We start from the raw sequence: 23,737 nt of genomic DNA, 5'->3' as shown, positions 1-23,737 counted from the left end.
CCCCGGCGCGTCCGGTCAGCCGCCGTCGCGGGAACGGCGGGGGCTCCAGCGGTCGCGGAGGGTGAGGCGTGCGCGGCGTGCCCGGCGCTCGCGCGTCTGCCGGTCCAGCTCCTCCATCAGCCGCCGGCCCCGGTGCTCGGGGTCGAGTTCGTCGAGGATCCGGTCGATCTCGGCGAGCAGCGCCCCGTACAGCTGCCAGCGGGCGGGGTCGGCGAGGGCGAGGGCGAGGAGCCGCTCGGCCGTGTCGTCCCGGCAGATCCTGGCCGCCCGCAGCTCGCCCGCCAGCCGGGTCTCGGCCGCTCCGGCGGCCTCGCTGCCCGGGGCGGTGACGAGGACGGCGAAGCTGACGAGGGCGTCGGCGGCGTACTGGGCGGTCTCCCGGACGGAGAGGGCGGCCCGGTCCGGCAGGAGCGCGTCCCCGTCGCGGTGTTTCGCCAGGTCGGTGAGGGTGCGGGCGAGGACCCGCAGGACGACGGCGCTGATCTCCAGGGTGTCGAGGCCGGTGCGGAGCGCCACCCGGTGGAGGAGGCCCTCCTTGACGCGGGGGTTGAGCCGCAGGCTGTCCTCGGCGGTGCGCAGGGCGGCGTCGACGTCGGCGACGTCGTCGTCGAGGCGGCGGGCCTCGTGGAGCCGGGCCGCGGCCCGCTCGACGGGCGGCGCGCCGGTGAACTCGTCCGCCACGTCGAGGAGCAGCCGGCGCATCCGCCGGGCGAGGTCCTCGATGGAGTCGCCGGCGGTGTCGACCCAGACGGGCGGGGCGAGGAGCAGGTTGAAGAGCATGCCGACGACGGCGCCGATGAGGGTCTCCAGGACGCGGTCCCACGCGGTGTCGGAGACCTGGGTGACGCCGAGGACGAGCATGGCGCTGATGGCGACCTCGGGGACGAACTCCTCGACCCGGACGAGCCGGCCGACGAGCAGCGAGGCCAGGATCACGAGGGCGAGGCTCCACCAGGAGAGGCCGACGACGGCGCTGAACGCGATGGCGATGAGGACGCCGACGACGACGGCGTTCACCCGCCGGAGGCTGGTGGTGAGGGTGGAGTAGAGCGTGACCTGGACGACCAGGAGGGCGGTGAGGGGCGCGGTGAGGGGGACCGGTTCGCTGCTGAGCCGGAGGGCGACGACATAGCTGAGGGTGGCCGCCGCCGTGGACCGCACGGTCTGCACGGCGAACGGGTCGCGGCGGAGGCGCGCGAGCAGCCCGTCGTCCCGGTCCCGCTCCGCTCCGCCGCGCGCCACGTCCCACCTCGTCCCGTCGCCTCGCCGGCCCCCGGAGGGCTCTCTGGACGACCGCCTGCCCGGACGGCCGCGGACTCATGCGCGGATACGTCCGGGCGGACGCGGGATCACCCCCGCTTCGGGGGGAGGCACGCCGTGGTCGGGGGTGCTCCCTCGGGCCAGGCGGTCCGGACGAAGCGCTGGGTGCCGTCCGGGGCGAGTTCCACGATGGGGACCGCCTTGTTGTAGGGGTTGCCGTGGTTGTCCAGGCAGATCCAGCCGCTCGCGCCCTGGACCCGCAGCGAGCCCTTGACCTGCGGCCACTGGGTGCCGACGTCGGTGAGCTCGGGGTAGGGGGCGTCGGCCGGGGTGGCCTGGCGGATGGCGTGGACGGCCGTCGCCATCGCGTCGTAGGCGATGATCGCCTGTCCGTCCCGGAGCGGCACCGGCTTCTTGTCGGCGCGGGCGATGTCGGTCAGGAAGGTCTGGAACGCGACGACGGAGCCGCCGGTCGTCGGGACCGGCCTGCCCGGTGCGGGCTTCCAGGCGTCGGGGTGGGCGAGCGCCGCGTAGCGGACGGTCAGCTTCTTGCCGAGGGCCGCGCGGTTCAGTTTCTCGTCGGCGCCGAGGTAGGAGCCCTCGTCGCCGGTGAGGACGGTGAAGGCGCGGTCGGCGCAGCCGCGGGCGCCGAGCGCGTTGATGAACTGGCGCAGCTGGGTGTGGCGGCCGGCGAAGAAGACGGTCTCGGCGCGGGTGTCGCAGATCAGGTGGGTGATCTGGCGGAAGGTGTTGGCGGTGGTGCCCTCCTCGGTGTTGTCCTTCGGGGAGGTGTAGAGCTGCGGCTCGTAGGGGGCGCCCTTGAGGGACTCGGCGAAGGCGGACCGCAGGGTGTCGATGTAGTGGTCGCCGGTGCGGGAGTCCTGGACGAGGATCGCGCGGGCGGCGTCGACCTCGCCGAAGTGGGCGAGGGCGCTCGCCTCGTCGCTGTTGGTGGGGGAGACCCGGGCGAGGCCGGGGAAGCGGTCGCGGCCGGGGCCGTTGGCGAGGTCGTCGGCGGTGATGGTGGTGCCGACGACGGCGATCCCGGCGCGGGTGAGCGCGGTGACGGCCTCCCGTACCTCGGCGGAGGAGGTGGCGACGCCGGAGACGGCGCGGAGCCGGTCGGGGGCGCCGGTCATGGCGGTGAGCCGGTCGACGACGGTCCGCCAGTGGGCGTTCTTGTTGCCGGTGTTGGCGAGGACCAGGCGGATCTTGGGGGTCTCGCTGTTGGACTCGTGGTTGGCCCGGTACTGGTAGGCGTAGGCGCCCTGGAGCTCGCGGAGGATCTTCTCCGAGGTGCCGGAGTCGGTGGCGCTGATCGGGAGGAGGAGGGCGACGGTGGCGTACTCGCCGGCCTTGAGGGTGGCGTTCTCGCGGCCGATGGCGGCGGTGATCGCGGTGAGCGCGGGGACGCGGAAGTCGTGTCCGGTCCCGTCGACGCCGATGCACTCGGCGCTGTCCGCGGGCCGGGTGACCCCGGCGGCGCAGGAACGGTCCTCCGGTTCGAGGTACGCGTAGAGACCCCAGCCGCCGAGCCCGAGGACGAGCGAGGCGGCGACGAGGGTGCTGAGGAACTTCTGCCGGGGCGTCCAGAAGAAGCGGCGGCGCAGCCGGTCGAACATGGCGTCAGACTCCGTCCTCGCGCCCGGGCGGCAGCGACAGCTCCCGCCAGGCGCGGATGTCCCGCGGCCAGTGGCCGGCCGCGTCCCACAGTGGACCGCTGCCGGTGAGGTGGCGGCCGGAGAGCCGGCGCAGTTCGTGCGCCAGCCGGTCGGCGACCTCCTCGTCGGGCAGCGCGAGCGGATCGGTGAGCAGCCATACGGCGTGCAGCAGCCGCCGCAGGGCGAGGTGCAGTTCGGCGGAGTCGGGGTCGAGTCCGTCGGGGAGCGCCGGGTCGGGGTCCTGGCCGAGCGCGACGGCCCGGCGGGGGTCGGGTCCGGTGCGGCCCCGCTCGCGCGGGTACGGCGCCGAGGCGACGAACCGCAGCACGCCGAGCCAGCCGAGGATGTCGGGGCCCGGGAAGGTGAGCCGGAGGTGGGCGACGGCCTCGGCGGTGTCGCCGAGGGCGAGGTCGTGGTGGAGCCGGTACGGGCCGGGCTGCGGTCCGTAGTGGCGGCGCAGGGTCTCGTGGACGGCCCGCCAGGAGGAGTAGCCGGGGTGGTCGTCGTCCTCGAAGCGGAGCCGGTGCAGCAGCAGGGCGCGCAGCAGCGGGTCCCCGACGAAGCGGCCGGGGTGGTCGGACCAGTGCTCGGCGCGGAGCCGGTCGCGGACCCGGAGGGCGACGTCGCCGTCGAGGGACTCGGCGGGCAGCCGGGCCTGGGCGAGGCGGCGGGCGGACTCCTCGTCGTGGGCGGCGGCCAGGACGACGTAGGGGCCGGTCCTGGGGACCGGGAGGAGGGCGGCGAGCAGGGCGGGGGCGACCGGCACCGGGGCGGCGTCCTCGCGGAGTTCCACGGTGAGGTCGAGGAGGCCGCCGGGGGTGAGGGCGGCGCGGACGGCGGGCGGGGCCTCGCCGGCGGCGCGGGCGAGCAGGTCGACGCCGAGGGGGCGGCCGCCGGTGAGCCGGTGGACGGCCCGGGAGAGGTCGGCGGGGGTGCGGTCGGCGGGGTCGTGGCGGTCGAAGGCGGCGCGGGTCTGGGTGGGGGTGAGCGGGGTGAGGTCCACGGCGAGGAGACCGGAGCCGACCCTGCTGGTGCGGGGGCAGGGGGCGCGGTGGGCGGTCTCGGGCAGCCGGACGCGGGTGGCGTGGCGGAGGGTCTCGTGCTCGTGGAACCGGGAGGCGGCGACGACGACGGTGTGGTCGCGGCGGCCGTCGGCGCGGGCGCGCAGAATCGGTTCGACGAGGGCGCGGCCGACCGGCTCGTGGGCGTTGTCGAGGAGGAGCAGCGGCCGGCCGACGCGGCTGCCGCGGCGCAGTCCCGTGTAGGCGCGGAGCAGGTCCTCGGTGAGGGTGAGGGCGAGGAACGCCTCGGCCTCCTCGCGGCGCGGCCCGCCCTGTCCGAAGTCGACGGCGAGCTGCTGGAGTCCGGCGCGGCCGCGTCCGCCGGCGTTGCGGTAGCCGCCGAACCAGTCCTCGGGGGCCTGCCGGAAACGGCTGAAGAACTCCTCGACGACGGTCTCGACGGTCGCCTCGGCGACCAGCCCGGCGAAGGGGGCGCCGGCCTCGGCGGCGGTGCCGGCCAGCTTGGCGAGGACCCGGCCGACCCAGGCGGCCGCGGCGGCCCGGCCGGCGTCGACGGTGGCGAGCAGCGGTCCGAGCCGCAGCAGGTCGCGGCGGGCCCGCTCGTCGTCCTCCCGGGTCCAGCCCACCGAGGTGACGGCGACGAGACCGAGCGAGAGGCGGGGGAACGGCACGGGCTTGACGGCGTCGCCGCGCCGGCCGAGCTGGACGGCGACCTCGGCGAGGGCGCCGGTGACGGGGGACCAGCCGGCGCCGTGGTCGGCGGGTTCCTCGACGGCGGCGCAGTCGAGGAGGGCGAGCGGCGTGAAGCCGAGGTAGCGGTTGCGGACCTCCTTGAGCAGCACGGTCTTGCCCATGCCGCGCCCGCCGGTGAAGACGGTGACCGGCGGGTCCTCGCCGTGCTCGTACGGCACGCGCCCGTGGCCGTACGGTCCGAGCCCGATGAGCCGCGCGGCGAGTCCGCGCGCCTCCAGAACCGCCTCGCGGCCGTACAGCTCTCTGTGCACCCGCCACCCCCGTCGCAGTCAACTCAAGGATATCGACGGCGTGTTGGGAACTGGAGAGGCTTTTCGAGTCTGTTGCTGAGGTGTTGTCAGTCCGTGGCGATGCTGTCGAGGCGGCCCCGCAGGTACCGGTGGGACTCGATGCCGTGGATCGTCGTCCCGGGCGTGCACTCGTAGAAGTACACCAGCGACATCAGCTCCTCGCCGGGCGCGTCGGCCGGCGGCGGCAGGACCCGGTGCCGTCCCGAACGCCACCGTCCGCCGGTCCAGCCCGCCATCAGGTCGCCGATGTTGACGGTGAAGGCGGCGGGATCGTGGGGCGCGTCCTGCCAGCCGCCGGCGTCCGAGAAGACCTGGAGCCCGCCCTTGCCCGCCTGCCGGTCCAGCACGGTGACGGTGCCGAAGTCCGTGTGCGGGCCGATCCGGAACTGGCCGGGCTCCGGGACGCCCGTCCGCTCCCGCCCCGGGTACCAGTTGATGTTGAAGCCGAAGGTGGGGTGGCCGGTGTGCCGGGTGAAGAAGTCCCGCTCCTCGCCGAGCGCCACCCCGAGCAGGTCGAGCACCCGGTCCGACAGCGCCTTCATCTGCGCCAGATACGTCTCCACCAGCGGCTTCAGCCGGGGCACCTCGGCGGGCCAGGTGTTCGGCAGGAACCATTCGGCGTCCACCGCCGGGTCCCCGGTCGGCTCCTCCGCCGCGAAGGACAGCGACTCCTTCAGGTCCGGCGGTGTCGCCGTGCCCTCCGCGTACCCGTTGGCCTCCGCGCCGGGCCCGAGCCAGCCCCGCCCGCCGACCCGCACCGCGTAGGGCTCCTTGACGGCGTCGGGCAGCAGGAAGAAGGCGCGGGCCGTCTCGCGGATGTCCGCCCGCAGCGCCGGGTCGACCCCGTGCCCCGCGACCAGCAGGAACCCGGCCTCGCGCAGGGCCCGGTCCACGGCGGGCAGCTGCGGCCCCGGGTCACGGGCCAGGTCGATCGTGGGCAGGCTCGCTTCACTCATCGCCGATGTCCTCGTTCCACAGGTCCGGGCGGGCGTCGATGAACTCCCGCATCAGCGCGGCGCAGGCGGGATCGTCCAGCACGAGGACCTCGACGCCGTGCTCCGCCAGCCAGTCGTGCCCACCGTGGAAGGTCCGCGCCTCCCCGACGATCACCCGCGAGATCCCGAACTGCCGCACCAGGCCGGAGCAGTACCAGCAGGGCGAGAGCGTCGTCACCATCGTCGTCCCCCGGTACGAGCGCCGGCGCCCCGCCGCGCGGAACGCGTCGGTCTCCGCGTGCGCCGACGGATCCCCGTCCTGCACGCGCCGGTTGTGCCCGCGCCCGAGCAGCGTCCCGTCCGCGCCGTAGAGCGCGGCCCCGATCGGGACGCCGCCCTCGCCGAGCCCGGCACGAGCCTCGTCCAGAGCGGTGGCGAGCCACTGGCGGGCCAGTCCATGGTCCATGCGGGGACTCTTCCCCGCCGGGGTGCCGGGATCACCCGTGGCGCGAGGGACGGTGCCCCCGACCGGCGTGACGTAGGACCCCTTGCCGGGCACGGTGTAGACGAGTCCGTGGTCGGCGAGCTCCCGTATGGCACGACGGGCGGTCAGTACGGCGATGCCGTGCTCCTCGGCGAGGCGGGCGGGTGCCGGGACCATCCGGTCGGGGGCGTACTCCCCGCTCGCGATCTTCGCTGCGATCAGGTCGGCCAGTTGCTTGTACAGCGGTCGTCCCGACTGCGGGTCAAGGCTCATACGTCAACACTAGATAGTCATACTAAGACACGTTTGGATGGATCTAGCTGTATGACTCTGTAGCAAGGTGTAGCGCGGGCTACGTTGTGAGGCACACAGAAGACCCCGGCGACCGCTGGAACGGCCCCGGGGCATGGCCACCAACTACCAACGGAGTTGATGACGTGCGGAACCCTATCGCGCGCGCCCTGATCCCCCTCCTGCTCTGGCTGCTCATGCTGACCCTGCCGCCCACCGGCAGGCACCGGCCCCGCCCTGCGCGCCCTGCGCGCCCGGCCCCCGCGCCGCGCCACCGCGCCCCCGTCCGGCGGCGGTCCCCCTACGCCCGGGAGCAGGCGGCGCCGCTCGACGGCTCCCGGTCGCCCCTGGAGCGCCCCTACGTGACGGCCGTGCAGCGCCGCCGCAGGCGGACCCTGTGGCTGGCGACGGTCGGGGTGGACGTCGACCGCCGGAACATCCACGCGGGGGCCGCCCGATGAGCCGCTGCGGGGCCCGCCGGTCCGTGTACGCCGTCGCCGAGGCGGTCCGCCCGGTGTGGGGCGGATCCGTGTGCGTGCTCGCCGTCGGCCACGACGGCCTGCACCGCGACCGCGCGGGCGACGGCTGGTGGGTGACGCCGGAGATCGCCGACGCGGTGAGCGCGTCGCTGCTGACCCGCGCCCTGGTGCCGGAGCCCGGTCCCGATCCGGAGTTCCGCTCACCTCGCTGCATCGTCGGCCGCCACGACCGCTGCCGCGACCACGCGCCCCGCGACAGCGGCGTACCGGGGGTCCGCTACCTCGTGTGCGGGTGCGCCTGCCACGCGCTGCCGCCGCAGGGCTCGCCCTAGCGGGGCGAGGGACGCGGGTCGGCGCGGGGTCAGGCGACCGCGCCGACCTCCTCCTCGTACGGGAAGCGGGCGAAGGGGGCCTCGCGGGCGAAGAAGGTCCGGGCGTCGGTCATCGCGCGCTCGTCGGCGCGGACGCGGCCGGGGCGGGAGCCCGTGCCGGTCAGGACGCCGCCGAAGCGCATCCGGAGATAGGCGGCCGACAGGCTCAGGCCGGTCACCAGGCCGTCGGCGACCGCGTGGTCGTCGTCGGCCATGGCCGTGACGCCCCACAGGGTGCCGCCCGCCATGCGCTCCTTGAAGTCCGAGTCCGGCACGTTCAGCCAGCCCGACCAGTAGTCGAGGTAGCGCTTGGTCTGCGCGGAGAGGCTGTACCAGTACAGCGGGGAGACGATGACGACGTCGGTGGCCTCCACGGTGGCCCGAAGCAGCTCCTCCTCGACCTCGCCGGCCCGGTGGCCGGCGGTCTCGTGCCGGCCGTCCTGGAAGTCCGGCAGCGCCAGGCCGTTGAGGTCCACCCAGCGCTGCCGGACACCGGCGGGCAGATGGGCGGCGGCCTCACGGGCCAGCAGCTCCGAATTGCCGTCGGCGCGGGAGCTGCCGAGGACGAAGAGGAACGAGCGGTCCGGGCCGGGGGTCGTGTCGAGGGGCATGGGTGCTCCTGGTTCGTGGATACGCGCGGGCGGGCCTGTTCCCCTGCCAACTAGCCTTCGCGCGCGGGTATTCCGCTCCAGCGCATCGATTCTTCCGATGGGCCCCATCGGAAGGACGCCCCAGTGGCCCGTGGACCCGCCGGCGCCCCCGTCCGTAGCGTCGCCGGCATGAGAAACGAGACCAGGGGAACCCTCGAACTGACCCTCGCCATGGTGCTGTCCGGCACCCTCGGCGTCTTCGTCGTCGAGTCCGGCGCCTCGCCCTTCGAGGTCGTGTTCTTCCGGTGCCTCTTCGGGGCGGTCGCGCTCGGCCTGTACAGCCTGGCCCGCGGCTACTTCACCGGGCACGGCTTCACCGCGCGGACGCTCGGACTCGCCGTCCTCGGCGGCGTCTTCATCGTCTTCAACTGGGTCTTCCTGTTCGAGGCGTACGCGGCGACGTCGATCTCGCTGGCCACCGTCGTCTATCACACGCAGCCGTTCTTCCTGGTGCTGCTCGGCGCGCTCCTCCTGCGGGAAAGGATCCCGGCCGGGAAGCTCGGCTGGCTCGGGGTCGCCTTCGCGGGCCTGGTCCTCGTCTCCGGGGTGCGGCCGGGCGACGCCGCCTCCCTGGCGGGGCTGGGGTACGCCCTCGCCGCCGCCGTCCTCTACGCGCTCGCCACCTTCGTGACCAAGCGGATCACCGGCGTACGGCCGCACCTGATCGCCCTGGTGCAGGTGGCCGCCGGCGTGCCGCTGCTGCTGCCCTTCGCCGACCTCGGCGCCGTCTCCGGACTCGGCACCGGATGGGTGTGGCTGGCCGGGCTCGGGCTGATCCACACCGGGCTGATGTACGTCCTCATGTACGCCGCCTACGCCAAGCTGCCCACCCCGAAGATCGCGGTGCTCGCCTTCACCTACCCGGCGGTCGCGATGGGCGTCGACTGGGCGGTGTACGGGCACCACATCGGGCTCGTCCAGGCCCTCGGCGTCCCGCTGATCGTCCTGGCCAGCCTCAAGGTCACTCTCGGGCGAGCCGCCGCGCCTGCTCCACGAACAACCGCACGTGCGCCGGAAGCCGCTTCCCCCGTCGCCACGCGAGCTGCGTGAAGAGCGCGAACGGCGCCTCCCAGTCCAGCGCCACCAGCACCCCGGACGCCAGCTCCTCCTGGACGGTGATCCGGGGCAGCAGCGCGATCCCGAGCCCGGACGCCACCGCCCGCTTGCTCGCCTCGATGGTGCCGAACTCCAGGAACTCCGCCCCGGACCCGGCCAGCTCCGCCTCGAAGAGGTCCCGGTAGGCGCAGCCCGGCTCGGTGCCGATCAGCCCGGTGGAGGCGAGGTCGGCGGCGGTCAGCCCGGCGCGGCCCGCGAGCGGGTGCCCGGGGGCGGCGACCAGGGCCAGCGGCTCGGGCGCCAGCACCTCGGACTCCAGGCCCTCGTGGTCGGTCCCGGCCTCCATGAGGAAGCCGAGGTCGTACGTGCCCTGGCGCAGCGCCTGCCGGGTCGCGTCGCCGAGCGTGGGGCGCAGCGCGAGCCGGACGGCCGGATGGCGGTGGTGGACGTACTCCAGGAGCGGCGGGAGCCGGTAGGTGGTGAGGGACTCCATGGTCCCGATGGTGATGGTCCCGGCGGGCTCCCCGGCGGCCACCGCCGCCCGTGCCTCCTCGGCCAGTTCGGCCATGCGGCGCGCGTACGGCAGCAGCCGCTCGCCGGCCTCGGTGAGGCGGATCCGGCCGCCGAGCCGCTCGAAGAGCTCGGTGCCGAGGGAGGACTCCAGGGCGCGGACCTGGGAGGTCACGCTGGACTGGGCGTAGCCGAGCTCGGCGGCGGCGCGGGTGAAGGAGAGGACCTCGGCGACCTTCTCGAAGGTGGCGAGGAGCCGCAGCTCCATCAGGCGTCCGGAGCGGAGGGGCGGGGAGGGCGCGGCTCCATCAGGCGTCCTTCTCCTCGCCGCCGTCCTCGCGCCGCTTCAGCTCGTCCTCGCGGCGCTTCAGGTCGTCCTCCCAGTCCTTGAACAGCGCGTCGTCCCGGCGGCGGTCCTCGTCGGCCTTCTCGTCGGAGAGCGACTTCAGGAACTCGGGGTTGTCGTCCGGGGCCACCCAGCCGCCGCCGCCGCGCGCGCCGCGGGCGGTGGGCTGCCGGGTCTTGCCGGCGAAGAGCCACACGATCGGTCCGACCACCCAGAACAGCAGGATGATGATGACCCAGACCACCTTGGGCAGGTGCTTGACCTCGTCCTCGGGCGTGTTCAGGCAGTCGATGAACGCATAGATCGTCAGCGCCAGCGGCAGGATGATCATCAGTGCCCTGAGCATGTGGGACGGCCCCCTGGAAGCGGTGGCGGGGGCGCGTCGAGTCGGCCCCGGTGACAACTCCAGCGTAGCCGGTGACCGATACTTGCCCGTATGGCTTACGACGATCTCCGCTCGCTGCTCAGGGCCCTGGAGCGCGAAGGCGACCTCAAGCGCATCAAGGCCGAAGTCGACCCGTACCTGGAGGTCGGGGAGATCGTCGACCGGGTGAACAAGGCAGGAGGGCCCGCGCTTCTCTTCGAGAACGTGAAGGGCTCCTCCATGCCCCTCGCGATGAACGTGTTCGGCACCGACCGCCGGCTCCTCAAGGCCCTCGGCCTGAAGTCGTACGAGGAGATCAGCGAGAAGATCGGCGGGCTGCTCAAGCCCGAGCTGCCGCACGGCTTCGTCGGCGTCCGGGAGGCGTTCGGCAAGCTGGGCTCGATGGTCCACGTGCCGCCGAAGAAGGTGAAGGACGCCCCCGTGCAGGAGGTGGTCCTGAGCGGCGACGACGTCGACCTCGACCTCCTCCCCGCGCTCTTCACCTGGCCGAAGGACGGCGGCTCCTTCTTCAACCTGGGCCTCACCCACACCAAGCACCCCGAGACCGGCGTGCGGAACCTGGGGCTCTACCGGCTCCAGCGCCACGACAAGCGCACCATCGGCATGCACTGGCAGATCCACAAGGACAGCCGCAACCACTACGCGGTCGCCGCCGAGCGCGGCGAGCGGCTGCCGGTCGCGATCGCCTTCGGCTGCCCGCCGGCCGTCACGTACGCCTCCACCGCCCCGCTCCCCGGCGACATCGACGAGTACCTCTTCGCCGGCTTCGTGCAGGGCAAGCGGATCGAGATGGTCGACTGCAAGACCGTGCCGCTCCAGGTCCCCGCCAACGCGGAGGTCGTGATCGAGGGCTGGCTGGAGCCGGGCGAGATGCTCCCCGAGGGCCCCTTCGGCGACCACACCGGCTTCTACACGCCGCAGGAACCGTTCCCCGCGCTGAAGATCGACTGCGTGACGATGCGCAAGCGTCCGCTGCTCCAGTCGATCGTGGTCGGCCGGCCGCCGACCGAGGACGGGCCGCTGGGCCGGGCGACGGAGCGTTTCTTCCTGCCGCTCCTCAAGATCATCGTGCCGGACATCGTCGACTACCACCTGCCGGAGTCGGGCGGCTTCCACAACTGCGCGATCGTCTCGATCGACAAGAAGTACCCGAAGCACGCGCAGAAGGTCATGCACGCCATCTGGGGCGCCCACATGATGTCGCTGACCAAGCTGATCATCGTGGTCGACAAGGACTGCGACGTGCACGACCTGCACGAGGTGTCCTGGCGCGCGCTCGGCAACACCGACTACGCCCGCGACCTCACGGTCGTCGAGGGCCCGGTCGACCACCTCGACCACGCCTCCTACCAGCAGTTCTGGGGCGGCAAGGCGGGCATCGACGCCACGAAGAAGCTGCCGGAGGAGGGCTACACCCGGGACGGCGGCTGGCCGGACATGGTGGAGTCGGACCCGGCGACGGCGGCCCTGGTGGACCGCCGCTGGAAGGAGTACGGGCTGTGACCACGGCCGCGGTCCCGGGCGCCCAGCCGGGGCGTACGAAGGCGTTCCTCAGACTCGTGATGATCGAGCACTCGGTCTTCGCGCTGCCCTTCGCCTACATCGCCTCGCTCACCGCGATGTTCCAGCTGGACCGGCGGATCCACTGGTGGACGCTCTTCCTCGTCACCGTCTGCATGGTGGGCCTGCGGACCTTCGCGATGGCCTGCAACCGGATCATCGACCGGGAGATCGACGCGCGTAATCCGCGCACGGCCGGCCGGGAGCTGGTCACGGGCGCGGTGTCGGTGCGGTCCGCGTGGACCGGGGCCGGGATCGCGGTCGTCGTCTTCCTCGGCGCCGCCGCGCTGCTGAACCCGCTCTGCCTGGCGCTCGCGCCGCTGGCCGTCATCCCGATGGTCGTCTACCCCTACGGCAAGCGGTTCACGAACTTCCCCCACGCGATCCTGGGCCTCGCCCAGGCCATAGGGCCCATCGGGGCCTGGCTCGCGGTGACCGGTGAGTGGTCCTGGGACGCGGTGATCCTGGGCCTCGCGGTCGGCATCTGGATCGGCGGCTTCGACCTGATCTTCGCCTGCCAGGACGTGCAGGCGGACCGGGCGCACGGCGTGATGTCGGTGCCGGCCCGCTTCGGCATCCCGGCGGCGCTCTGGGGAGCCCGCGCCTCGGCGGTCGTCACCACCGGGCTGCTGGTCTGGTACGCGCTCGCGACGGACGCCGGGATCTTCTTCTGGGCCGGCCTGGTGATCGTGGCGGCGGCCTTCTGCTACGAGCACTCGATCGTGAAGCCGCACGACCTGTCGCGCCTGAACAGGGCGTTCTTCACGACCAACGGCTTCATCGGGATCTCCCTCTTCGTCTGCGCCCTGCTCGACCTGCTGGTCCGCGGGCTCACCCTCTAGGCTCGGCGCCATGAACGACGGCAAGCGCACCCCGTGGGTCGTGGGGGTTTCCGGGGCGTCGGGGACGCCGTACGCCGCGTCCGTGCTGAGGGGGCTGCTCGCCGCGGGGGAGAGCGTCGACCTGGTGGTGTCGCGCGCCTCGCGGCTGACGCTGCTCGACGAGACGGGGATCCCGTTCCGTGACGCGCACTGGCGCGAGGACCTGGCGGCGTGGCTGGCGCGGGGCGCGGACGGGAAGCCGGACGCGTACGGCGACGTGGACGTGAGCGACGTGCGGTACTGGGCGGCCGGCGACCTGGCGGCGGGGCCGTCCTCGGGGTCGTACCCGGCGAAGGGGATGCTGATCGTGCCGGCCTCGACCGCCGCGGTGGCGGGAGTGGCGCTCGGTCTGTCGAAGGACCTGTTGCAGCGGGTGGCGAGCGTGACGCTCAAGGAGCGGCGTCCGCTGGTGGTCGCGGTGCGGGAGACCCCGCTGAGCGGGCAGACGCTGAAGCAGATGGTGGCGCTGGACGAGGCGGGCGCCGTGGTGCTGCCCGCCTCTCCGGCGTTCTACGCGGGGGCGACGCACATCCAGGATCTGGTGGACTTCGTCGCCGGGCGGGTGCTCGACGCGGCAGGGGTGCCGCACGAGCTGTACCGCCGGTGGCGGGGGGAACTCGGAGGAGGAGCTCCGGGGGTTCCCCGTGCCGGTTAGCGCTTCTTCGCGGCCTTCTTCGAGGCCCGCTTCGAGGCGGCGGTGGGCTGGTGGGCACGCGAGCGGTTGGCCAGGTCCTGCAGCTCGCGCATACGGGCGTAGGCCATCTCGATCGTGTACACGGTGTTCTCACTCCTGAAAGATCGTCTTTGATCTGCTGAAAGATTCGCAGGGTGGTGGCCCTGCATGCCTTAGATTCTACACCTAAACTTGCGGTATCGCTGGACAATGGAAGGTCGTATACCTATGGACGCCGTGGACAGGCAGCTCATCCAGGCCCTGCGCGAGAACGGCCGCGCCTCGTACGCCGAGCTGGGCCGGCTCGTCGGGCTCTCCGGCCCCTCCGTCACCGACCGCATCAACCGCCTGGAGGCGGCCGGGGTCATCACCGGCTACCGCGCCACCGTGGACGCCGCCTCCCTCGGCCTGGGCGTCACCGCCCTCATCGGCATCTCGCTCTCCGACGCCGCCGACCACGAGGACGTGGCCCGCCGTCTGAAGGACCTCGCCGAGATCGAGGACTGCTGGTTCATCGCCGGCGACGACTCCTTCATGCTCAAGGTCCGCGCCAGTGACGTCGACGGCCTGGAGAAGACGATCCGCCGCCTCTCCGGCACCAAGGGCGTCTCCCGCACCCGCACCACGATCGTCCTCTCCACCAAGTGGGAGAACCGGGTCGGGGACCTGCCTGAAGAGGGCTGAGAGTACGGTGGGTGAAGCCTGATTTCGTCGGATACATGGGAGGCGGCCGGAGATGGACGCTGGGCTCAAGCGGGAGCTGGAGCAGAAGGTGCTCGCCGGTGAGCGGCTGAGCCGCGAGGACGGCATCGCCCTCTACGACTCCGACGACCTCGCCTGGCTCGGCGGGCTGGCCCACGAGGTCAGGACCCGCAAGAACGGCGACGTGGTCCACTTCAATGTCAACCGGCATCTGAACATGACCAACGTCTGCACGGCCTCCTGCGCCTACTGCTCCTTCCAGCGCAAGCCGGGCGAGAAGGACGCGTACACGATGCGCATCGAGGAGGCCGTCCGTCTCGCCAAGGCGATGGAGAACGAGAACCTCACCGAGCTCCACATCGTCAACGGGCTCCACCCCAACCTGCCCTGGCGGTACTACCCGCGCTCGCTCTCCGAGCTGAAGAAGGCGCTGCCGAACGTCTCCCTCAAGGCGTTCACCGCCACCGAGATCCACCACTTCGAGACCATCTCCGGCCTGTCGGCCTCCGAGATCCTCGACGAGCTGATCGAGGCCGGCCTGGAGTCGCTGACCGGCGGCGGCGCCGAGATCTTCGACTGGGAGGTCCGGCAGCACATCGTGGACCACCGCACCCACTGGGAGGACTGGTCCCGGATCCACCGCCTCGCCCACGAGAAGGGCCTGAAGACCCCCTCGACGATGCTGTACGGGCACATCGAGGAGCCGCGCCACCGCGTCGACCACGTGCTGCGGCTGAGGGAGCTCCAGGACGAGACCGGCGGTTTCCAGGTCTTCATCCCGCTGCGCTACCAGCACGACTTCGTGGACATGCAGGACGGCAAGGTCCGCAACAAGCTCCAGGCCCGCACCACCATGGCGACCGGCGCCGAGGCCCTGAAGACCTTCGCGGTCTCCCGGCTGCTCTTCGACAACGTGCCGCACGTCAAGGTCTTCTGGGTCATGCACGGCGTGCAGACCGCCCAGCTCGCGCTCCAGCACGGTGCCGACGACATGGACGGCTCGGTGGTCGAGTACAAGATCACGCACGACGCCGACAACTACGGCACGCCGAACAAGCTCACCCGTGAGGACCTGCTGGAGCTGATCCGCGACGCCGGCTTCCGGCCGGTCGAGCGGAACACCCGGTACGAGATCATCCGCGAGTACCCGGGTCCGGACGCGGACCGGCGCGAGACGCCGCAGGCGATGCGGGTCTGACGCGGGTCCGGCGCGGGTCCGGCGCGGGTCCGAGCACCGCACGACGAAGAGGCCCGGCGGGGGATCCCCGCCGGGCCTCTTCCGTGCCCGCCGTCCGGTCCGTCCGGTCCGTCCGGTCCGTCCGGCCTTCAGGTGCGTCAGGTCAGGGGGAGCAGCATGGTGATGTCGTCGCGGTCGTCGCCGGGGGCCACGCGGATGGCGCCGGGGACGCGCCCGACCTCCTTGTAGCCGGCCTTCGCGTAGAAGGAGTCGGCGCCGGTGCCGCCGCGGACGCCGAGCCGGATGGCCTCGATCGCCTCGAAGCCGGGGGCGGTGCGGGCGGTGTGTTCCACGGCGGCCATCAGGTCGCGGCCGTACCCCTTGCCCTGGTGCTCCGGGTGGACCATCACCGTGTACAGCCACACCCAGTGGGTCATCAGCCGGTGGCTGTTGAAGCCGAAGAACGCGGTGGCGGCGACCTCGCCGTCCTCGTCCCGGCCGACGACGAGCCGGTGGCTGCCCTGGGCCATGCCGGCGAGGTGCTGGAGGAGGGAGGGTCGGATCTCCTCGGGGGTGACGGGCGGGACGAAGCCGACGGCCCCGCCCGCGTTGGAGACGTCGGCCCAGAGGGCGAGGATGCCGTCGGTCAGGGCCTGGTCGACCGACGGGTCGGCCTCGAAGGTAAGGGTCATGATGGCATCGTAACTATTACCTCGGCTGGGGCTCAAGGGCTTTCGGCCACCCCTGCCCCGCACCGCCCCCGCCGCGCCCGCCCCGACCCCGCCTCCGGTGGGCGCGCCGCGCCGTGCTTCACTGGGGGGCGCTCGTCCCGTAATGGGAAGGTTCGGAACCTCGGAACGAAAGAGTGGGTCATGCTCCGCTACTCGCTGATGCGGCTCGGCATCTTCGCCGGGTGTTTCCTCGCCCTGTGGGGTCTCGTCTACGTCGGCGCGCTGCCGCGCGGCCTCGGCGACTCCAACCTCCTCTGGGTCCTCCTCCTCTCGATCGTCGTCTCGGCCCCGCTGAGCTTCGTCCTGCTGCGCAAGCAGCGCGACACCCTGAGCGCCGACATCGTCGAGAAGGTCGACCGCGCGAAGGGCCGCCTCCACGAGAACCGCACCCGCGAGGACGCGCTCTAAGCGGTCCCGTCAGGCCCCGGCGCCCCGGCGGCGGGTGCGTTGCGGCGCAGGGTGGGGCGGATGTTGCCGACCACTGTGGTCCAGGTGGCGCCGGCGGCGGGCCGGAGGTGGGCGATGTGGAGAAGTCGCCCCCCGTGCCACTCGCGCGTGACCGCCGTCAGTACCCCTTCGCTGCCGTTCGCGATGTCGCGGACCGTCCGCTGGAGGAGCGGGTGGGGTTCCAACAGTGAGCCGGCCGGAGGGAAGAGCATGTCGGGCGATGCGTGGATCAGCGAGACCGCGCCGTACCTGGCCCCGCGTGAGCCCGGCCGGAGCGACGCGTGGACCGAGGAGGCCGCCCGTCGCGGGCGCCGCGGCGGTCAGCGGCTGCTCCATGCAGGCGAGGTGGAGGCTCCCGAGGTCGTCCGTGTGGCGCTGGGGCTGCCCGCCGGTGAGCGGGTGGTGGTCAGGCGTCGGCTGATCCTGCTGGACGACCGGCCTGTGGAGCTGGCCGATTCCTACTTCCCCCTGTCCGTGGCCGGAGGCACGCCCCTGGCGGAGCCCCGCAAGGTGCCCGGTGGGGCTGTCACCCTGCTCAAGGGGCTGGGGTACGCCGGTGCCGAGGTCGTCGAGGACGTGAGCGCCGCCCTGGCCGGCGAGGAGGAGTGCGGGCACCTGGGGCTCGCCGAGGGGAGCGCTGTGCTCCGGCTGCTCAGGTTGACGAAGACCGCCGACGGGACCCCGGTGGAGGCGGCCCTGATGACCATGCCGGCCGGCAGGCACCTCACGTACCGGCTCGGAGAGCGGAGCGTGTGAGAGTGAAGGAGTTCAAGGACCCCAGGTCGCCGCACCAGAAGATCGCGGCGGAGCTCCGGCGGAGGATCACCCGTGGCGACCTTTCCCCAGGGAGCAAGCTCGGCTCGACGGCCGAGTTGATGGAGCAGTACGGCGGTGTGGCCAACACGACCGTCCAGAAGGCGCTCCAGATGCTGAAGGCCGAGGGGCTCCTCGAAGGGCTGCCCGGCAAGGGCGTGTATGTGCGGCAGCACGCGCAGGATTCCGTCGAGCCGATCGCCTACATGAGACCGGCCGGGCCGGGCGAGACGTATCCGTGGCTGTCCGAGGCCGCGAAGCGGCGGCAGGCCGGGCGCGTCCAGCTCCTCGGTGTCGAGGTCGTCGTCCCGCCGGTGGAAGTGGCGGAGGCGCTGCGGATGGAGGGTGGCGAGCGGGCCGTGCTCCGCAGGCAGCTCCTGCTCCTGGACGAGGAGCCGACCGAACTCGTGCGGTCGTACTACCCGCTGAGCCTGGTCGAGGGCACGGCGGTGCTGGAGGCGCGGCGGATCCGGGGCGGCACGCCGGCGCTCCTCGCCGCGATGGGCTTCCCTCCGCGTGAGTTCGTGGACGAGCTGTCGTCCGAGATTCCGACGGAGGAGGAAGTCGTGGCGCTGGAACTCCCGAAGGACATGCCGGTCCTCGTCGCCTTCCGGGTGGTCCACACGGACGGCGGGCGGCCGATCGAAGCCACGCTGATGACGAAGGCGGCGCACCGGTACCGGATGCGCTACCGGCTGCCCGTCACGTAGTCCCCCTCCGGCCTTCGGGCGTGGGGGAGTTGCGTAAGGAACGCGTAAGGTTCCTCACAGATCACGCACCCCTGGTGTGAGCTTCACGGCTCCCACCAGGGGTGTTCTGCGTTTCGGTCGCCCGTGTCCGGTTCTCGATCTCAAAGAACAGCTTTGAGGTTCTCAAAGTTCAAGTGTTAACGTATCGGCCATGACGACAGCAGTGCGCCTCCTCGACGCCCCGGGCATCCCGCTCGTGGCGCGCCTGCACGTCGATCTCTGCCGCTGTATGTCCGCGGCCTGTTGTCGCCGCGAGTCCTGAGGCCCCGCGCCTCCCCGGCAGCATGCAGCGGCCCCCCGCGCGACAGCGCGTGAGAGTGCCGCACCCCCCGTCCCCGTCCCTCGGGTTTCCCCCCGATACGAACCCAGTGGAGTGTGTCCGTGTCCGCGTCCGCGTCCGCCACCGAGGCCAAGCCCTCGTCCCGGATACCGAAGGTCCCCTTCTGGGCCCAGATCGTCGCCGGTCTCGTGCTCGGCGTCCTGCTCGGCTGGATAGCCCGCAGCCAGGACGTCTCCTGGCTGAAGGAGACCCTGATCCAGGTCGGCGGCATCTTCGTCCAGCTCCTGAAGCTGGCCGTCGCCCCGCTCGTCTTCTTCGCGATCCTCGTCTCGATCACCAACCTCCGGAAGGTCAACAACGCGGCCCGCCTCGCCGCGCAGACCCTCCTCTGGTTCATGATCACCTCGCTCGTCGCGGTCGCCATCGGCATCACGATCGGCCTGCTCACCAACCCCGGCGCCGGCACCGGCCTCACCCCGGCCGACGGCAAGGCCCCCGAGGGCCAGGGCAGCTGGATCGACTTCCTCACCGGCATCATCCCGACGGACGTCATCACGCCCTTCACCGAGCTGAACGTCCTCCAGATCGTCTTCATGGCCGCCGTCGCCGGCATCGCCGCCCTCCAGCTCGGCGAGAAGGCCCAGCCGATCCTCTCCCTCTCCGAGTCGATCCTGGAACTGCTCCAGAAGGCCCTGTGGTGGGTCATCCGCCTCGCCCCGATCGGCACCGCCGGCCTCATCGGCAAGGCGATCGTCAACTACGGCTGGGACCTCCTCGGCAAGTACGCGACCTTCACCGCCGACGTCTACATCGGCTGCGCCCTGGTCCTCTTCGGCGTCTACCCGCTGCTGCTCGCGACCGTCGCCAAGGTGAACCCGCTCCAGTTCTTCAAGGGCGCCTGGCCCGCGATCCAGCTGGCCTTCGTCTCCCGCTCCTCGGTCGGCACCATGCCGGTCACCCAGAAGGTCACCGAGCGCCTCGGCGTCCCGAAGGAGTACGCCTCCTTCGCCGTCCCGTTCGGCGCCACCACCAAGATGGACGGCTGCGCCGCGATCTACCCGGCGCTCGCCGCGATCTTCATCGCGCAGATCTTCGACGTCCAGCTGGGCATCAAGGAGTACCTGCTCATCGCCTTCGTCTCGGTCATCGGCTCGGCGGCCACCGCCGGTCTGACCGGCGCGACGGTCATGCTGACCCTGACCCTCTCCACCCTGGGCCTCCCCCTGGAGGGCGTCGGCCTGCTCATGGCGATCGACCCGATCCTGGACATGATCCGCACCGCCACCAACGTGGCCGGCCAGGCGCTCGTCCCGGTGATCGTCTCCGCCCGCGAGAAGATCCTCGACCTCACCGCGTACGAGAACGCCTCGGCGTCCCCGATCGACGGCCCCGAGGACTCCCGCGAGGCCGAGCCGAAGACGGCGGTCGCCGCCGCGGCCTGACCCCGTCCCGCACACCCCGTACACCTTCGTGCCCCTCGCCCCCGTCCGGGCGGGGGGCACGTAGGCTTTGCGGGGCGTTCGGGTGATCATGGAAACCAAGGCGGACGCAGGGTGGAGAGAGGCGTGGCGGGGACCAAGAGGCTGCCGCGGGCCGTGCGGGAGCGGCAGATGATGGACGCCGCCGTGGCGTGTTTCGCGCGGCACGGGTACCAGGCGGCGTCGATGGACGAGATCGCCGAACTGGCCGGGGTGTCGAAGCCGCTGGTCTACCTGTACCTGAACTCCAAGGAGGAGCTCTTCACCGCGTGCATCCGGCGGGAGGCGGAGGCGCTGCTCGCCGCGGTCGCCGAGGTCGTGACCGACGTGTCGGTGCCGCCGGACGAGCGGCTGTGGGCGGGACTGCTGGCGTTCTTCGGCCACGCCGCCGACCATCCGGACGCCTGGGCGGTGCTCAGCCGGCACGCGCGCACCCAGGGGGAGCCCTTCGCGACCGAGGCGGCGCGGATGCGGGAGGAGATCGCCGCGTTCGTGACCGGACTGATCGGGGAGGCGGCACGGGCCGCGCACGGGCCGGTCGACATCGGCGAGCGGGACGCGGCGGCGCTGGCGCAGGCCCTGGTCGGGTCGGCGGAGTCGCTGGCGACCTGGGCCAACGAGACGCCCGGGGCGACGGCGCGGGAGGCGGCCGCGACGCTGATGAACTTCGCCTGGTCCGGTCTCGGAAACCTCATGAAAAACGAGCGCTGGTCTCCCCGTTGAGCCTTACCGCACAGTAAGGTTACCCGCTAGTCAAATCTGTGCCTTTCGCACGACCGCACGACCGCACGACCGCACGACCGCACGGCCGCACTTCTGCTCCACGACGCACGACCTTTCGTTCATCGCGCAGACCGAGGAGCCGCCCGTGTCGACCGACCTCGCCTTCCTCCGCGCCGACGGCCGCGTCCGGGAGGTCTCCGCCCCCGCCCTCGTGCCCCGGGTGGACCGCGGCTCGCTCGCCGACCTCCCGTACGACAACGCCCGCCAGGACCCCGACGCCCCCGTCTTCTCCCGCAGGGACCCCGAGGGCGGCTGGCAGGACGTCACCGCCGCCCGGTTCGCCGCCGAGGTGCACGCCGTCGCCAAGGGGCTCATCGCCCACGGGCTGCGCCCCGGCGACCGGCTCGCCCTGATGGCCCGGACGACCTACGAGTGGACCCTCCTCGACTTCGCCGCCTGGGCCGCCGGACTCGTCACCGTCCCCGTCTACCCGACCTCCTCCGCCTTCCAGACCCGCTGGATCCTCCAGGACTCCGGCGCCGTCGCCTGCGTCGTCGAGGACGCCGGACAGGGGCGGACGGTCTCCGCGGAACGCCGCCAGCTGCCCGGCCTCGCCCACCTGTGGGTCCTCGACGCCGGGGCCGTCGACCAGCTGCGGAAGGCGGGGGAACGGGTGCCGGACGAGACGGTGACCGCCCGGCGCGGACTGCTCACCCCGGACGCCCTCGCCACCCTCGTCTACACCTCCGGCACCACCGGCCGGCCGAAGGGCTGCGCCCTCACCCACGCCAACTTCTTCGCCGAGGTCGACAACGCGGTCAAGCTCCTCCACCCGGTCTTCGCCCCCGAGGGCGGCGAGCCGCCGTCCACCCTGCTCTTCCTGCCGCTCTCGCACGTCTTCGGCCGGATGGTCGCGGTCGGCTGCGTCCGGGCCCGGGTACGCGTCGGGCACGCCCCCTCCGTCGAGGGCGACGCCCTCCTCGACGACCTGGCCTCCTTCCGGCCGACGTTCCTCCTCGCCATCCCGTACGTGATGGAGAAGGTCTACAACCGGGCCCGGGCCACCGCCGAACGGGCAGGGAAGGGCGCCGCCTTCGACCGGGCCGCCCGCGCCGCCCGCCGCTTCGGGCAGACCGAGACGCCCTCGCTCTCCGTGCGGGCCGCCCGCGCCCTGTACGACCCGCTGGTCTACCGGCGGATCCGGGCCGCGCTCGGCGGGCGGGTGCGGTACGTGGTCTGCGGCGGCTCGCCCCTCGGGGTGCGCCTCGCGGAGTTCTTCCGGGGCGCGGGCGTCGAGGTCTTCGAGGGGTACGGCCTGACGGAGACCACGGCCGCGTCCACCGTCACCCCGCCGCTCGCGCCCCGCAACGGCACCGTGGGCCTGCCGCTGCCCGGCACGGGGGTGCGGATCGCGGACGACGGGGAGGTGTGGCTGCGCGGCCCGCACGTCTTCGCCGGCTACTGGGACGCGCAGCGCGGCACCGCCGTGCCGTACACGGACGACGGCTGGTTCCCCACCGGTGACATCGGCTCCCTCGACGACGACGGCTACCTCACGATCACCGGCCGCAAGAAGGACCTCCTCATCACCTCCGCCGGCAAGAACGTGGCCCCCGCGCCCCTGGAGGACTGGCTGCGGGCCCACCCCCTGGTCGCCCAGTGCATGGTGGTCGGCGACAACCGGCCGTACGTCTCCGCGCTGATCACCCTCGACCACGAAGGGCTCACCCACTGGCGGCGGATGCGGCAGAAGGACCACCTGGCCCTGTGGGAGCTGGCCCGCGACGAGGAACTGCTCGCGGTGGTGCAGAAGGCCGTCGACGACGCCAACCGGCTGGTCTCGCGCGCCGAGTCGATCCGCGCCTTCCGCGTGCTGACCACCGAGTTCTCCGAGACCTCGGGGCACCTCACGCCGTCGCTGAAGCTCAAACGGCGCGCGGTGCTGCGGGACTTCGCGCGGGAGGTCGAGGAGATGTACGGGACGGAGTACGAGTAGGGGCGCCCCCCGGGGGGCGCCCCCGCGGGCCGCGCTCACACCGTGAGGGGCACCTCGTGGATCTCGTCGGCCGCGTGACCGGTCCGCTGGTGGATCCGCTGCACGGCGTCGGCGGAGGGGCCCGTCGACAGGCAGTAGACGGTGCCGGACTCGGGGTCCGCCCACGCCTTCCGGAAGTGGACCCCTTCCTCCTTCTCGATGGCGAGGTCGGCGCGGTGGGCCTCCAGGAGCTGCTCCTCCGTGATCCCGACCATGCCGCGGTGCACGTCCATGTAGGTGGCCATGGTTCTCACACCTCCCTTTCCATGGTGCGCCCTCAGGGCCAGAGCAGCTCCCTGGCCCAGCCGGAGGCGGCGCCGGGGTCGCGGCGGTAGCGGAGGCGGAGGTGGCGGCGGCGGGCGTCGCCCTGGAAGAACTCGACCTCGGCGGGCTCGACCACGTACAGCGTCCAGGTGGGGGCGTCGGCGTCCGGCTCGGCCTCGGCCCGGCGCCAGGCCGCGTCGCTCGCCTCCACGAGGGCCTCGGGGGAGGCGAGGGGTTCGCTCTGGCGGCCGGTGAGCGCGGCGGCGAGGGCGCCGGTGGTCCGGGCGTGCAGGTCCGCGTACGCCTCCTCGCGGCTCGCGGTGGTGACATGGCCCCGGACCCGGACCTGGCGGCCCTGGACCGGCCAGTAGAAGCCGAGCGCGGCCTCCGGGCGGGCGGCGAGCTGGCGGCCCTTGGCGCTGGTGGCGTGCGAGGCGAAGTGCCAGCCGCGCGCGTCGGCGTCGTGCAGCATCACGGTCCGGACGTCCGGCCGCCCGTCCTCGCCGGCCGTCGCGAGCGAGAGCGTGTGCGGCTCCGTCTGGCCGGCGTCCACCGCCGCGAGGAACCACGCGTGGAAGAGCGCGAGCGGCTCGGGCGGCGCCGTCGCCGGGTCGAAGGAGGGCAGTGCGGTGTCCCAGACGCGCAGGGACCGCAGGGCGTGGTGGAAGTCGCTCATGCGGCGAGCGTAGGCGGGCCGGGCCCGGCGCGGGGCGCCCCGGACGGGGCGGGCC

Annotated in this window: 27 protein-coding genes and 1 pseudogene; 14 read left to right on the top strand and 14 right to left on the bottom strand. The window is 72.7% G+C overall.

The window, feature by feature from the left end:
- Positions 1–15 precede the first annotated feature (15 nt).
- From ACFVU3_RS37885 to ACFVU3_RS37860, 6 genes and pseudogenes are all read right to left on the bottom strand, one after another.
- Positions 16–1,242 carry an aromatic acid exporter family protein gene (locus ACFVU3_RS37885; RefSeq protein WP_390073330.1) on the bottom strand — a complete coding sequence of 409 codons (1,227 nt, stop codon included), beginning with the start codon at positions 1,240–1,242 and terminating at the stop codon, positions 16–18.
- A gap of 107 nt (positions 1,243–1,349) precedes the next feature.
- Positions 1,350–2,882: an ABC transporter substrate-binding protein gene (locus ACFVU3_RS37880; RefSeq protein WP_390073329.1), complete on the bottom strand. Its 1,533-nt coding sequence runs from the start codon at positions 2,880–2,882 to the stop codon at positions 1,350–1,352.
- 4 nt (positions 2,883–2,886) lie between these two features.
- Positions 2,887–4,947 (bottom strand): hypothetical protein, encoded by a 2,061-nt coding sequence (locus ACFVU3_RS37875; protein ID WP_390073328.1) that lies wholly within the window; start codon positions 4,945–4,947, stop codon positions 2,887–2,889.
- A gap of 86 nt (positions 4,948–5,033) precedes the next feature.
- Positions 5,034–5,942, bottom strand: coding sequence for an isopenicillin N synthase family dioxygenase (locus ACFVU3_RS37870; protein ID WP_390073327.1), 909 nt, complete (start codon positions 5,940–5,942; stop codon positions 5,034–5,036).
- A complete protein-coding gene (locus tag ACFVU3_RS37865) occupies positions 5,935–6,387 on the bottom strand; it encodes a nucleoside deaminase (RefSeq protein WP_390073354.1) in 453 nt (150 codons plus the stop codon). The genes ACFVU3_RS37870 and ACFVU3_RS37865 overlap by 8 nt, the downstream gene beginning before the upstream one ends.
- Before the next feature lie 81 nt (positions 6,388–6,468).
- Positions 6,469–6,678 (bottom strand): annotated as a pseudogene (locus tag ACFVU3_RS37860) (GntR family transcriptional regulator); the annotation flags it as partial.
- A gap of 164 nt (positions 6,679–6,842) precedes the next feature.
- On the opposite strand from ACFVU3_RS37860, the gene ACFVU3_RS37855 reads away from it, so the two are divergent.
- Entirely contained in the window at positions 6,843–7,157 is a 315-nt protein-coding gene (locus ACFVU3_RS37855) for a hypothetical protein (RefSeq protein WP_390073326.1), read from the top strand.
- Entirely contained in the window at positions 7,154–7,507 is a 354-nt protein-coding gene (locus ACFVU3_RS37850; RefSeq protein ID WP_390073325.1) for a hypothetical protein, read from the top strand. The genes ACFVU3_RS37855 and ACFVU3_RS37850 overlap by 4 nt, the downstream gene beginning before the upstream one ends.
- A gap of 29 nt (positions 7,508–7,536) precedes the next feature.
- Here ACFVU3_RS37850 and ACFVU3_RS37845 read toward each other — a convergent pair whose 3' ends face one another.
- Positions 7,537–8,157 (bottom strand): flavodoxin family protein, encoded by a 621-nt coding sequence (locus ACFVU3_RS37845; RefSeq protein ID WP_390073324.1) that lies wholly within the window; start codon positions 8,155–8,157, stop codon positions 7,537–7,539.
- Between the two features lie 168 nt (positions 8,158–8,325).
- Between ACFVU3_RS37845 and ACFVU3_RS37840 the strand changes: the two genes are divergently transcribed.
- Positions 8,326–9,246, top strand: coding sequence for a DMT family transporter (locus tag ACFVU3_RS37840; protein ID WP_390073323.1), 921 nt, complete (start codon positions 8,326–8,328; stop codon positions 9,244–9,246).
- Here the strand turns inward: ACFVU3_RS37840 and ACFVU3_RS37835 are convergent.
- Together ACFVU3_RS37835 and ACFVU3_RS37830 are read right to left on the bottom strand one after the other, a co-directional pair.
- Positions 9,158–10,030 (bottom strand): LysR family transcriptional regulator, encoded by an 873-nt coding sequence (locus ACFVU3_RS37835; RefSeq protein ID WP_390073322.1) that lies wholly within the window; start codon positions 10,028–10,030, stop codon positions 9,158–9,160. The two genes, ACFVU3_RS37840 and ACFVU3_RS37835, sit on opposite strands and share 89 nt — an antisense overlap.
- A gap of 40 nt (positions 10,031–10,070) precedes the next feature.
- Positions 10,071–10,454 carry a PLD nuclease N-terminal domain-containing protein gene (locus ACFVU3_RS37830; protein WP_390073321.1) on the bottom strand — a complete coding sequence of 128 codons (384 nt, stop codon included), beginning with the start codon at positions 10,452–10,454 and terminating at the stop codon, positions 10,071–10,073.
- Between the two features lie 90 nt (positions 10,455–10,544).
- Between ACFVU3_RS37830 and ACFVU3_RS37825 the strand changes: the two genes are divergently transcribed.
- Genes ACFVU3_RS37825 through ACFVU3_RS37815 form a run of 3 tightly spaced genes read left to right on the top strand, consistent with a single transcriptional unit; the run spans position 10,545 to position 13,589 of the window.
- A complete protein-coding gene (locus ACFVU3_RS37825) occupies positions 10,545–11,996 on the top strand; it encodes a menaquinone biosynthesis decarboxylase (RefSeq protein ID WP_390073320.1) in 1,452 nt (483 codons plus the stop codon).
- A complete protein-coding gene (gene mqnP / locus ACFVU3_RS37820; protein WP_390073319.1) occupies positions 11,993–12,895 on the top strand; it encodes a menaquinone biosynthesis prenyltransferase MqnP in 903 nt (300 codons plus the stop codon). The genes ACFVU3_RS37825 and mqnP overlap by 4 nt, the downstream gene beginning before the upstream one ends.
- A 10-nt stretch (positions 12,896–12,905) precedes the next feature.
- Complete coding sequence (locus ACFVU3_RS37815) at positions 12,906–13,589, top strand: UbiX family flavin prenyltransferase (protein WP_390073318.1); 684 nt, start codon at positions 12,906–12,908, stop codon at positions 13,587–13,589.
- Here the strand turns inward: ACFVU3_RS37815 and ACFVU3_RS37810 are convergent.
- Positions 13,586–13,711: a hypothetical protein gene (locus ACFVU3_RS37810; protein WP_390073356.1), complete on the bottom strand. Its 126-nt coding sequence runs from the start codon at positions 13,709–13,711 to the stop codon at positions 13,586–13,588. The genes ACFVU3_RS37815 and ACFVU3_RS37810 overlap by 4 nt on opposite strands.
- Before the next feature lie 124 nt (positions 13,712–13,835).
- Here ACFVU3_RS37810 and ACFVU3_RS37805 point away from each other — a divergent pair, with 124 nt between their 5' ends.
- Positions 13,836–14,291, top strand: coding sequence for an Lrp/AsnC family transcriptional regulator (locus tag ACFVU3_RS37805; RefSeq protein ID WP_030495192.1), 456 nt, complete (start codon positions 13,836–13,838; stop codon positions 14,289–14,291).
- Between the two features lie 52 nt (positions 14,292–14,343).
- Entirely contained in the window at positions 14,344–15,507 is a 1,164-nt protein-coding gene (gene mqnE, locus ACFVU3_RS37800) for an aminofutalosine synthase MqnE (protein WP_390073317.1), read from the top strand.
- 137 nt (positions 15,508–15,644) lie between these two features.
- On the opposite strand, the gene ACFVU3_RS37795 is transcribed toward mqnE, so the two are convergent.
- Positions 15,645–16,178, bottom strand: a complete 534-nt coding sequence (locus tag ACFVU3_RS37795) for a GNAT family N-acetyltransferase (protein ID WP_390073316.1) — start codon at positions 16,176–16,178, stop codon at positions 15,645–15,647.
- 180 nt (positions 16,179–16,358) lie between these two features.
- Between ACFVU3_RS37795 and ACFVU3_RS37790 the strand changes: the two genes are divergently transcribed.
- Positions 16,359–16,625 carry a DUF4229 domain-containing protein gene (locus ACFVU3_RS37790; protein ID WP_390073315.1) on the top strand — a complete coding sequence of 89 codons (267 nt, stop codon included), beginning with the start codon at positions 16,359–16,361 and terminating at the stop codon, positions 16,623–16,625.
- Here the strand turns inward: ACFVU3_RS37790 and ACFVU3_RS37785 are convergent.
- Complete coding sequence (locus ACFVU3_RS37785; protein ID WP_390073314.1) at positions 16,622–16,876, bottom strand: hypothetical protein; 255 nt, start codon at positions 16,874–16,876, stop codon at positions 16,622–16,624. The two genes, ACFVU3_RS37790 and ACFVU3_RS37785, sit on opposite strands and share 4 nt — an antisense overlap.
- Here ACFVU3_RS37785 and ACFVU3_RS37780 point away from each other — a divergent pair.
- From ACFVU3_RS37780 to ACFVU3_RS37760, 5 genes are all read left to right on the top strand, one after another.
- Entirely contained in the window at positions 16,875–17,420 is a 546-nt protein-coding gene (locus ACFVU3_RS37780; RefSeq protein ID WP_390073313.1) for a GntR family transcriptional regulator, read from the top strand. The two genes, ACFVU3_RS37785 and ACFVU3_RS37780, sit on opposite strands and share 2 nt — an antisense overlap.
- A gap of 2 nt (positions 17,421–17,422) precedes the next feature.
- Positions 17,423–18,187: a GntR family transcriptional regulator gene (locus tag ACFVU3_RS37775; protein WP_390073312.1), complete on the top strand. Its 765-nt coding sequence runs from the start codon at positions 17,423–17,425 to the stop codon at positions 18,185–18,187.
- A 420-nt stretch (positions 18,188–18,607) separates the two neighbouring features.
- On the top strand, positions 18,608–19,948 hold the full coding sequence (locus tag ACFVU3_RS37770) for a dicarboxylate/amino acid:cation symporter (protein WP_390073311.1): 1,341 nt from the start codon (positions 18,608–18,610) through the stop codon (positions 19,946–19,948).
- A gap of 168 nt (positions 19,949–20,116) precedes the next feature.
- Positions 20,117–20,707: a TetR/AcrR family transcriptional regulator gene (locus tag ACFVU3_RS37765; RefSeq protein WP_390073353.1), complete on the top strand. Its 591-nt coding sequence runs from the start codon at positions 20,117–20,119 to the stop codon at positions 20,705–20,707.
- A 145-nt stretch (positions 20,708–20,852) separates the two neighbouring features.
- Positions 20,853–22,703, top strand: coding sequence for an AMP-dependent synthetase/ligase (locus tag ACFVU3_RS37760; RefSeq protein WP_390073310.1), 1,851 nt, complete (start codon positions 20,853–20,855; stop codon positions 22,701–22,703).
- A gap of 35 nt (positions 22,704–22,738) precedes the next feature.
- Here ACFVU3_RS37760 and ACFVU3_RS37755 read toward each other — a convergent pair whose 3' ends face one another.
- Together ACFVU3_RS37755 and ACFVU3_RS37750 are read right to left on the bottom strand one after the other, a co-directional pair.
- Positions 22,739–22,987, bottom strand: coding sequence for an SCO4226 family nickel-binding protein (locus ACFVU3_RS37755; protein WP_390073309.1), 249 nt, complete (start codon positions 22,985–22,987; stop codon positions 22,739–22,741).
- A 32-nt stretch (positions 22,988–23,019) separates the two neighbouring features.
- Complete coding sequence (locus ACFVU3_RS37750; RefSeq protein WP_390073352.1) at positions 23,020–23,682, bottom strand: pyridoxal 5'-phosphate synthase; 663 nt, start codon at positions 23,680–23,682, stop codon at positions 23,020–23,022.
- Between the last annotated feature and the right edge of the window lie 55 nt (positions 23,683–23,737).

The sequence above is a fragment of the Streptomyces sp. NPDC058052 genome (assembly GCF_042885515.1).
Classification (GTDB): Bacteria; Actinomycetota; Actinomycetes; order Streptomycetales; family Streptomycetaceae; genus Streptomyces.
The sequence above is the reverse complement of the archived record's forward strand: the minus strand, read 5'-3'. Positions and strand labels throughout refer to the sequence as shown.

Coding starts and splice junctions, on each gene's coding strand:
- ACFVU3_RS37830 (WP_390073321.1), bottom strand. CDS start 10,454: ATGCTCAGGGCACTGATGATCATCCTGCCGCTGGCGCTGACGATCTAT.
- ACFVU3_RS37750 (WP_390073352.1), bottom strand. CDS start 23,682: ATGAGCGACTTCCACCACGCCCTGCGGTCCCTGCGCGTCTGGGACACC.
- ACFVU3_RS37765 (WP_390073353.1), top strand. CDS start 20,117: ATGATGGACGCCGCCGTGGCGTGTTTCGCGCGGCACGGGTACCAGGCG.
- ACFVU3_RS37825 (WP_390073320.1), top strand. CDS start 10,545: ATGGCTTACGACGATCTCCGCTCGCTGCTCAGGGCCCTGGAGCGCGAA.
- ACFVU3_RS37815 (WP_390073318.1), top strand. CDS start 12,906: ATGAACGACGGCAAGCGCACCCCGTGGGTCGTGGGGGTTTCCGGGGCG.
- ACFVU3_RS37845 (WP_390073324.1), bottom strand. CDS start 8,157: ATGCCCCTCGACACGACCCCCGGCCCGGACCGCTCGTTCCTCTTCGTC.
- ACFVU3_RS37805 (WP_030495192.1), top strand. CDS start 13,836: ATGGACGCCGTGGACAGGCAGCTCATCCAGGCCCTGCGCGAGAACGGC.
- ACFVU3_RS37850 (WP_390073325.1), top strand. CDS start 7,154: ATGAGCCGCTGCGGGGCCCGCCGGTCCGTGTACGCCGTCGCCGAGGCG.
- ACFVU3_RS37780 (WP_390073313.1), top strand. CDS start 16,875: ATGTCGGGCGATGCGTGGATCAGCGAGACCGCGCCGTACCTGGCCCCG.
- ACFVU3_RS37870 (WP_390073327.1), bottom strand. CDS start 5,942: ATGAGTGAAGCGAGCCTGCCCACGATCGACCTGGCCCGTGACCCGGGG.
- ACFVU3_RS37795 (WP_390073316.1), bottom strand. CDS start 16,178: ATGACCCTTACCTTCGAGGCCGACCCGTCGGTCGACCAGGCCCTGACC.
- ACFVU3_RS37865 (WP_390073354.1), bottom strand. CDS start 6,387: ATGGACCATGGACTGGCCCGCCAGTGGCTCGCCACCGCTCTGGACGAG.
- ACFVU3_RS37790 (WP_390073315.1), top strand. CDS start 16,359: ATGCTCCGCTACTCGCTGATGCGGCTCGGCATCTTCGCCGGGTGTTTC.
- ACFVU3_RS37835 (WP_390073322.1), bottom strand. CDS start 10,030: ATGGAGCTGCGGCTCCTCGCCACCTTCGAGAAGGTCGCCGAGGTCCTC.
- ACFVU3_RS37840 (WP_390073323.1), top strand. CDS start 8,326: ATGAGAAACGAGACCAGGGGAACCCTCGAACTGACCCTCGCCATGGTG.
- ACFVU3_RS37755 (WP_390073309.1), bottom strand. CDS start 22,987: ATGGCCACCTACATGGACGTGCACCGCGGCATGGTCGGGATCACGGAG.
- ACFVU3_RS37785 (WP_390073314.1), bottom strand. CDS start 16,876: ATGCTCTTCCCTCCGGCCGGCTCACTGTTGGAACCCCACCCGCTCCTC.
- ACFVU3_RS37880 (WP_390073329.1), bottom strand. CDS start 2,882: ATGTTCGACCGGCTGCGCCGCCGCTTCTTCTGGACGCCCCGGCAGAAG.
- mqnE (WP_390073317.1), top strand. CDS start 14,344: ATGGACGCTGGGCTCAAGCGGGAGCTGGAGCAGAAGGTGCTCGCCGGT.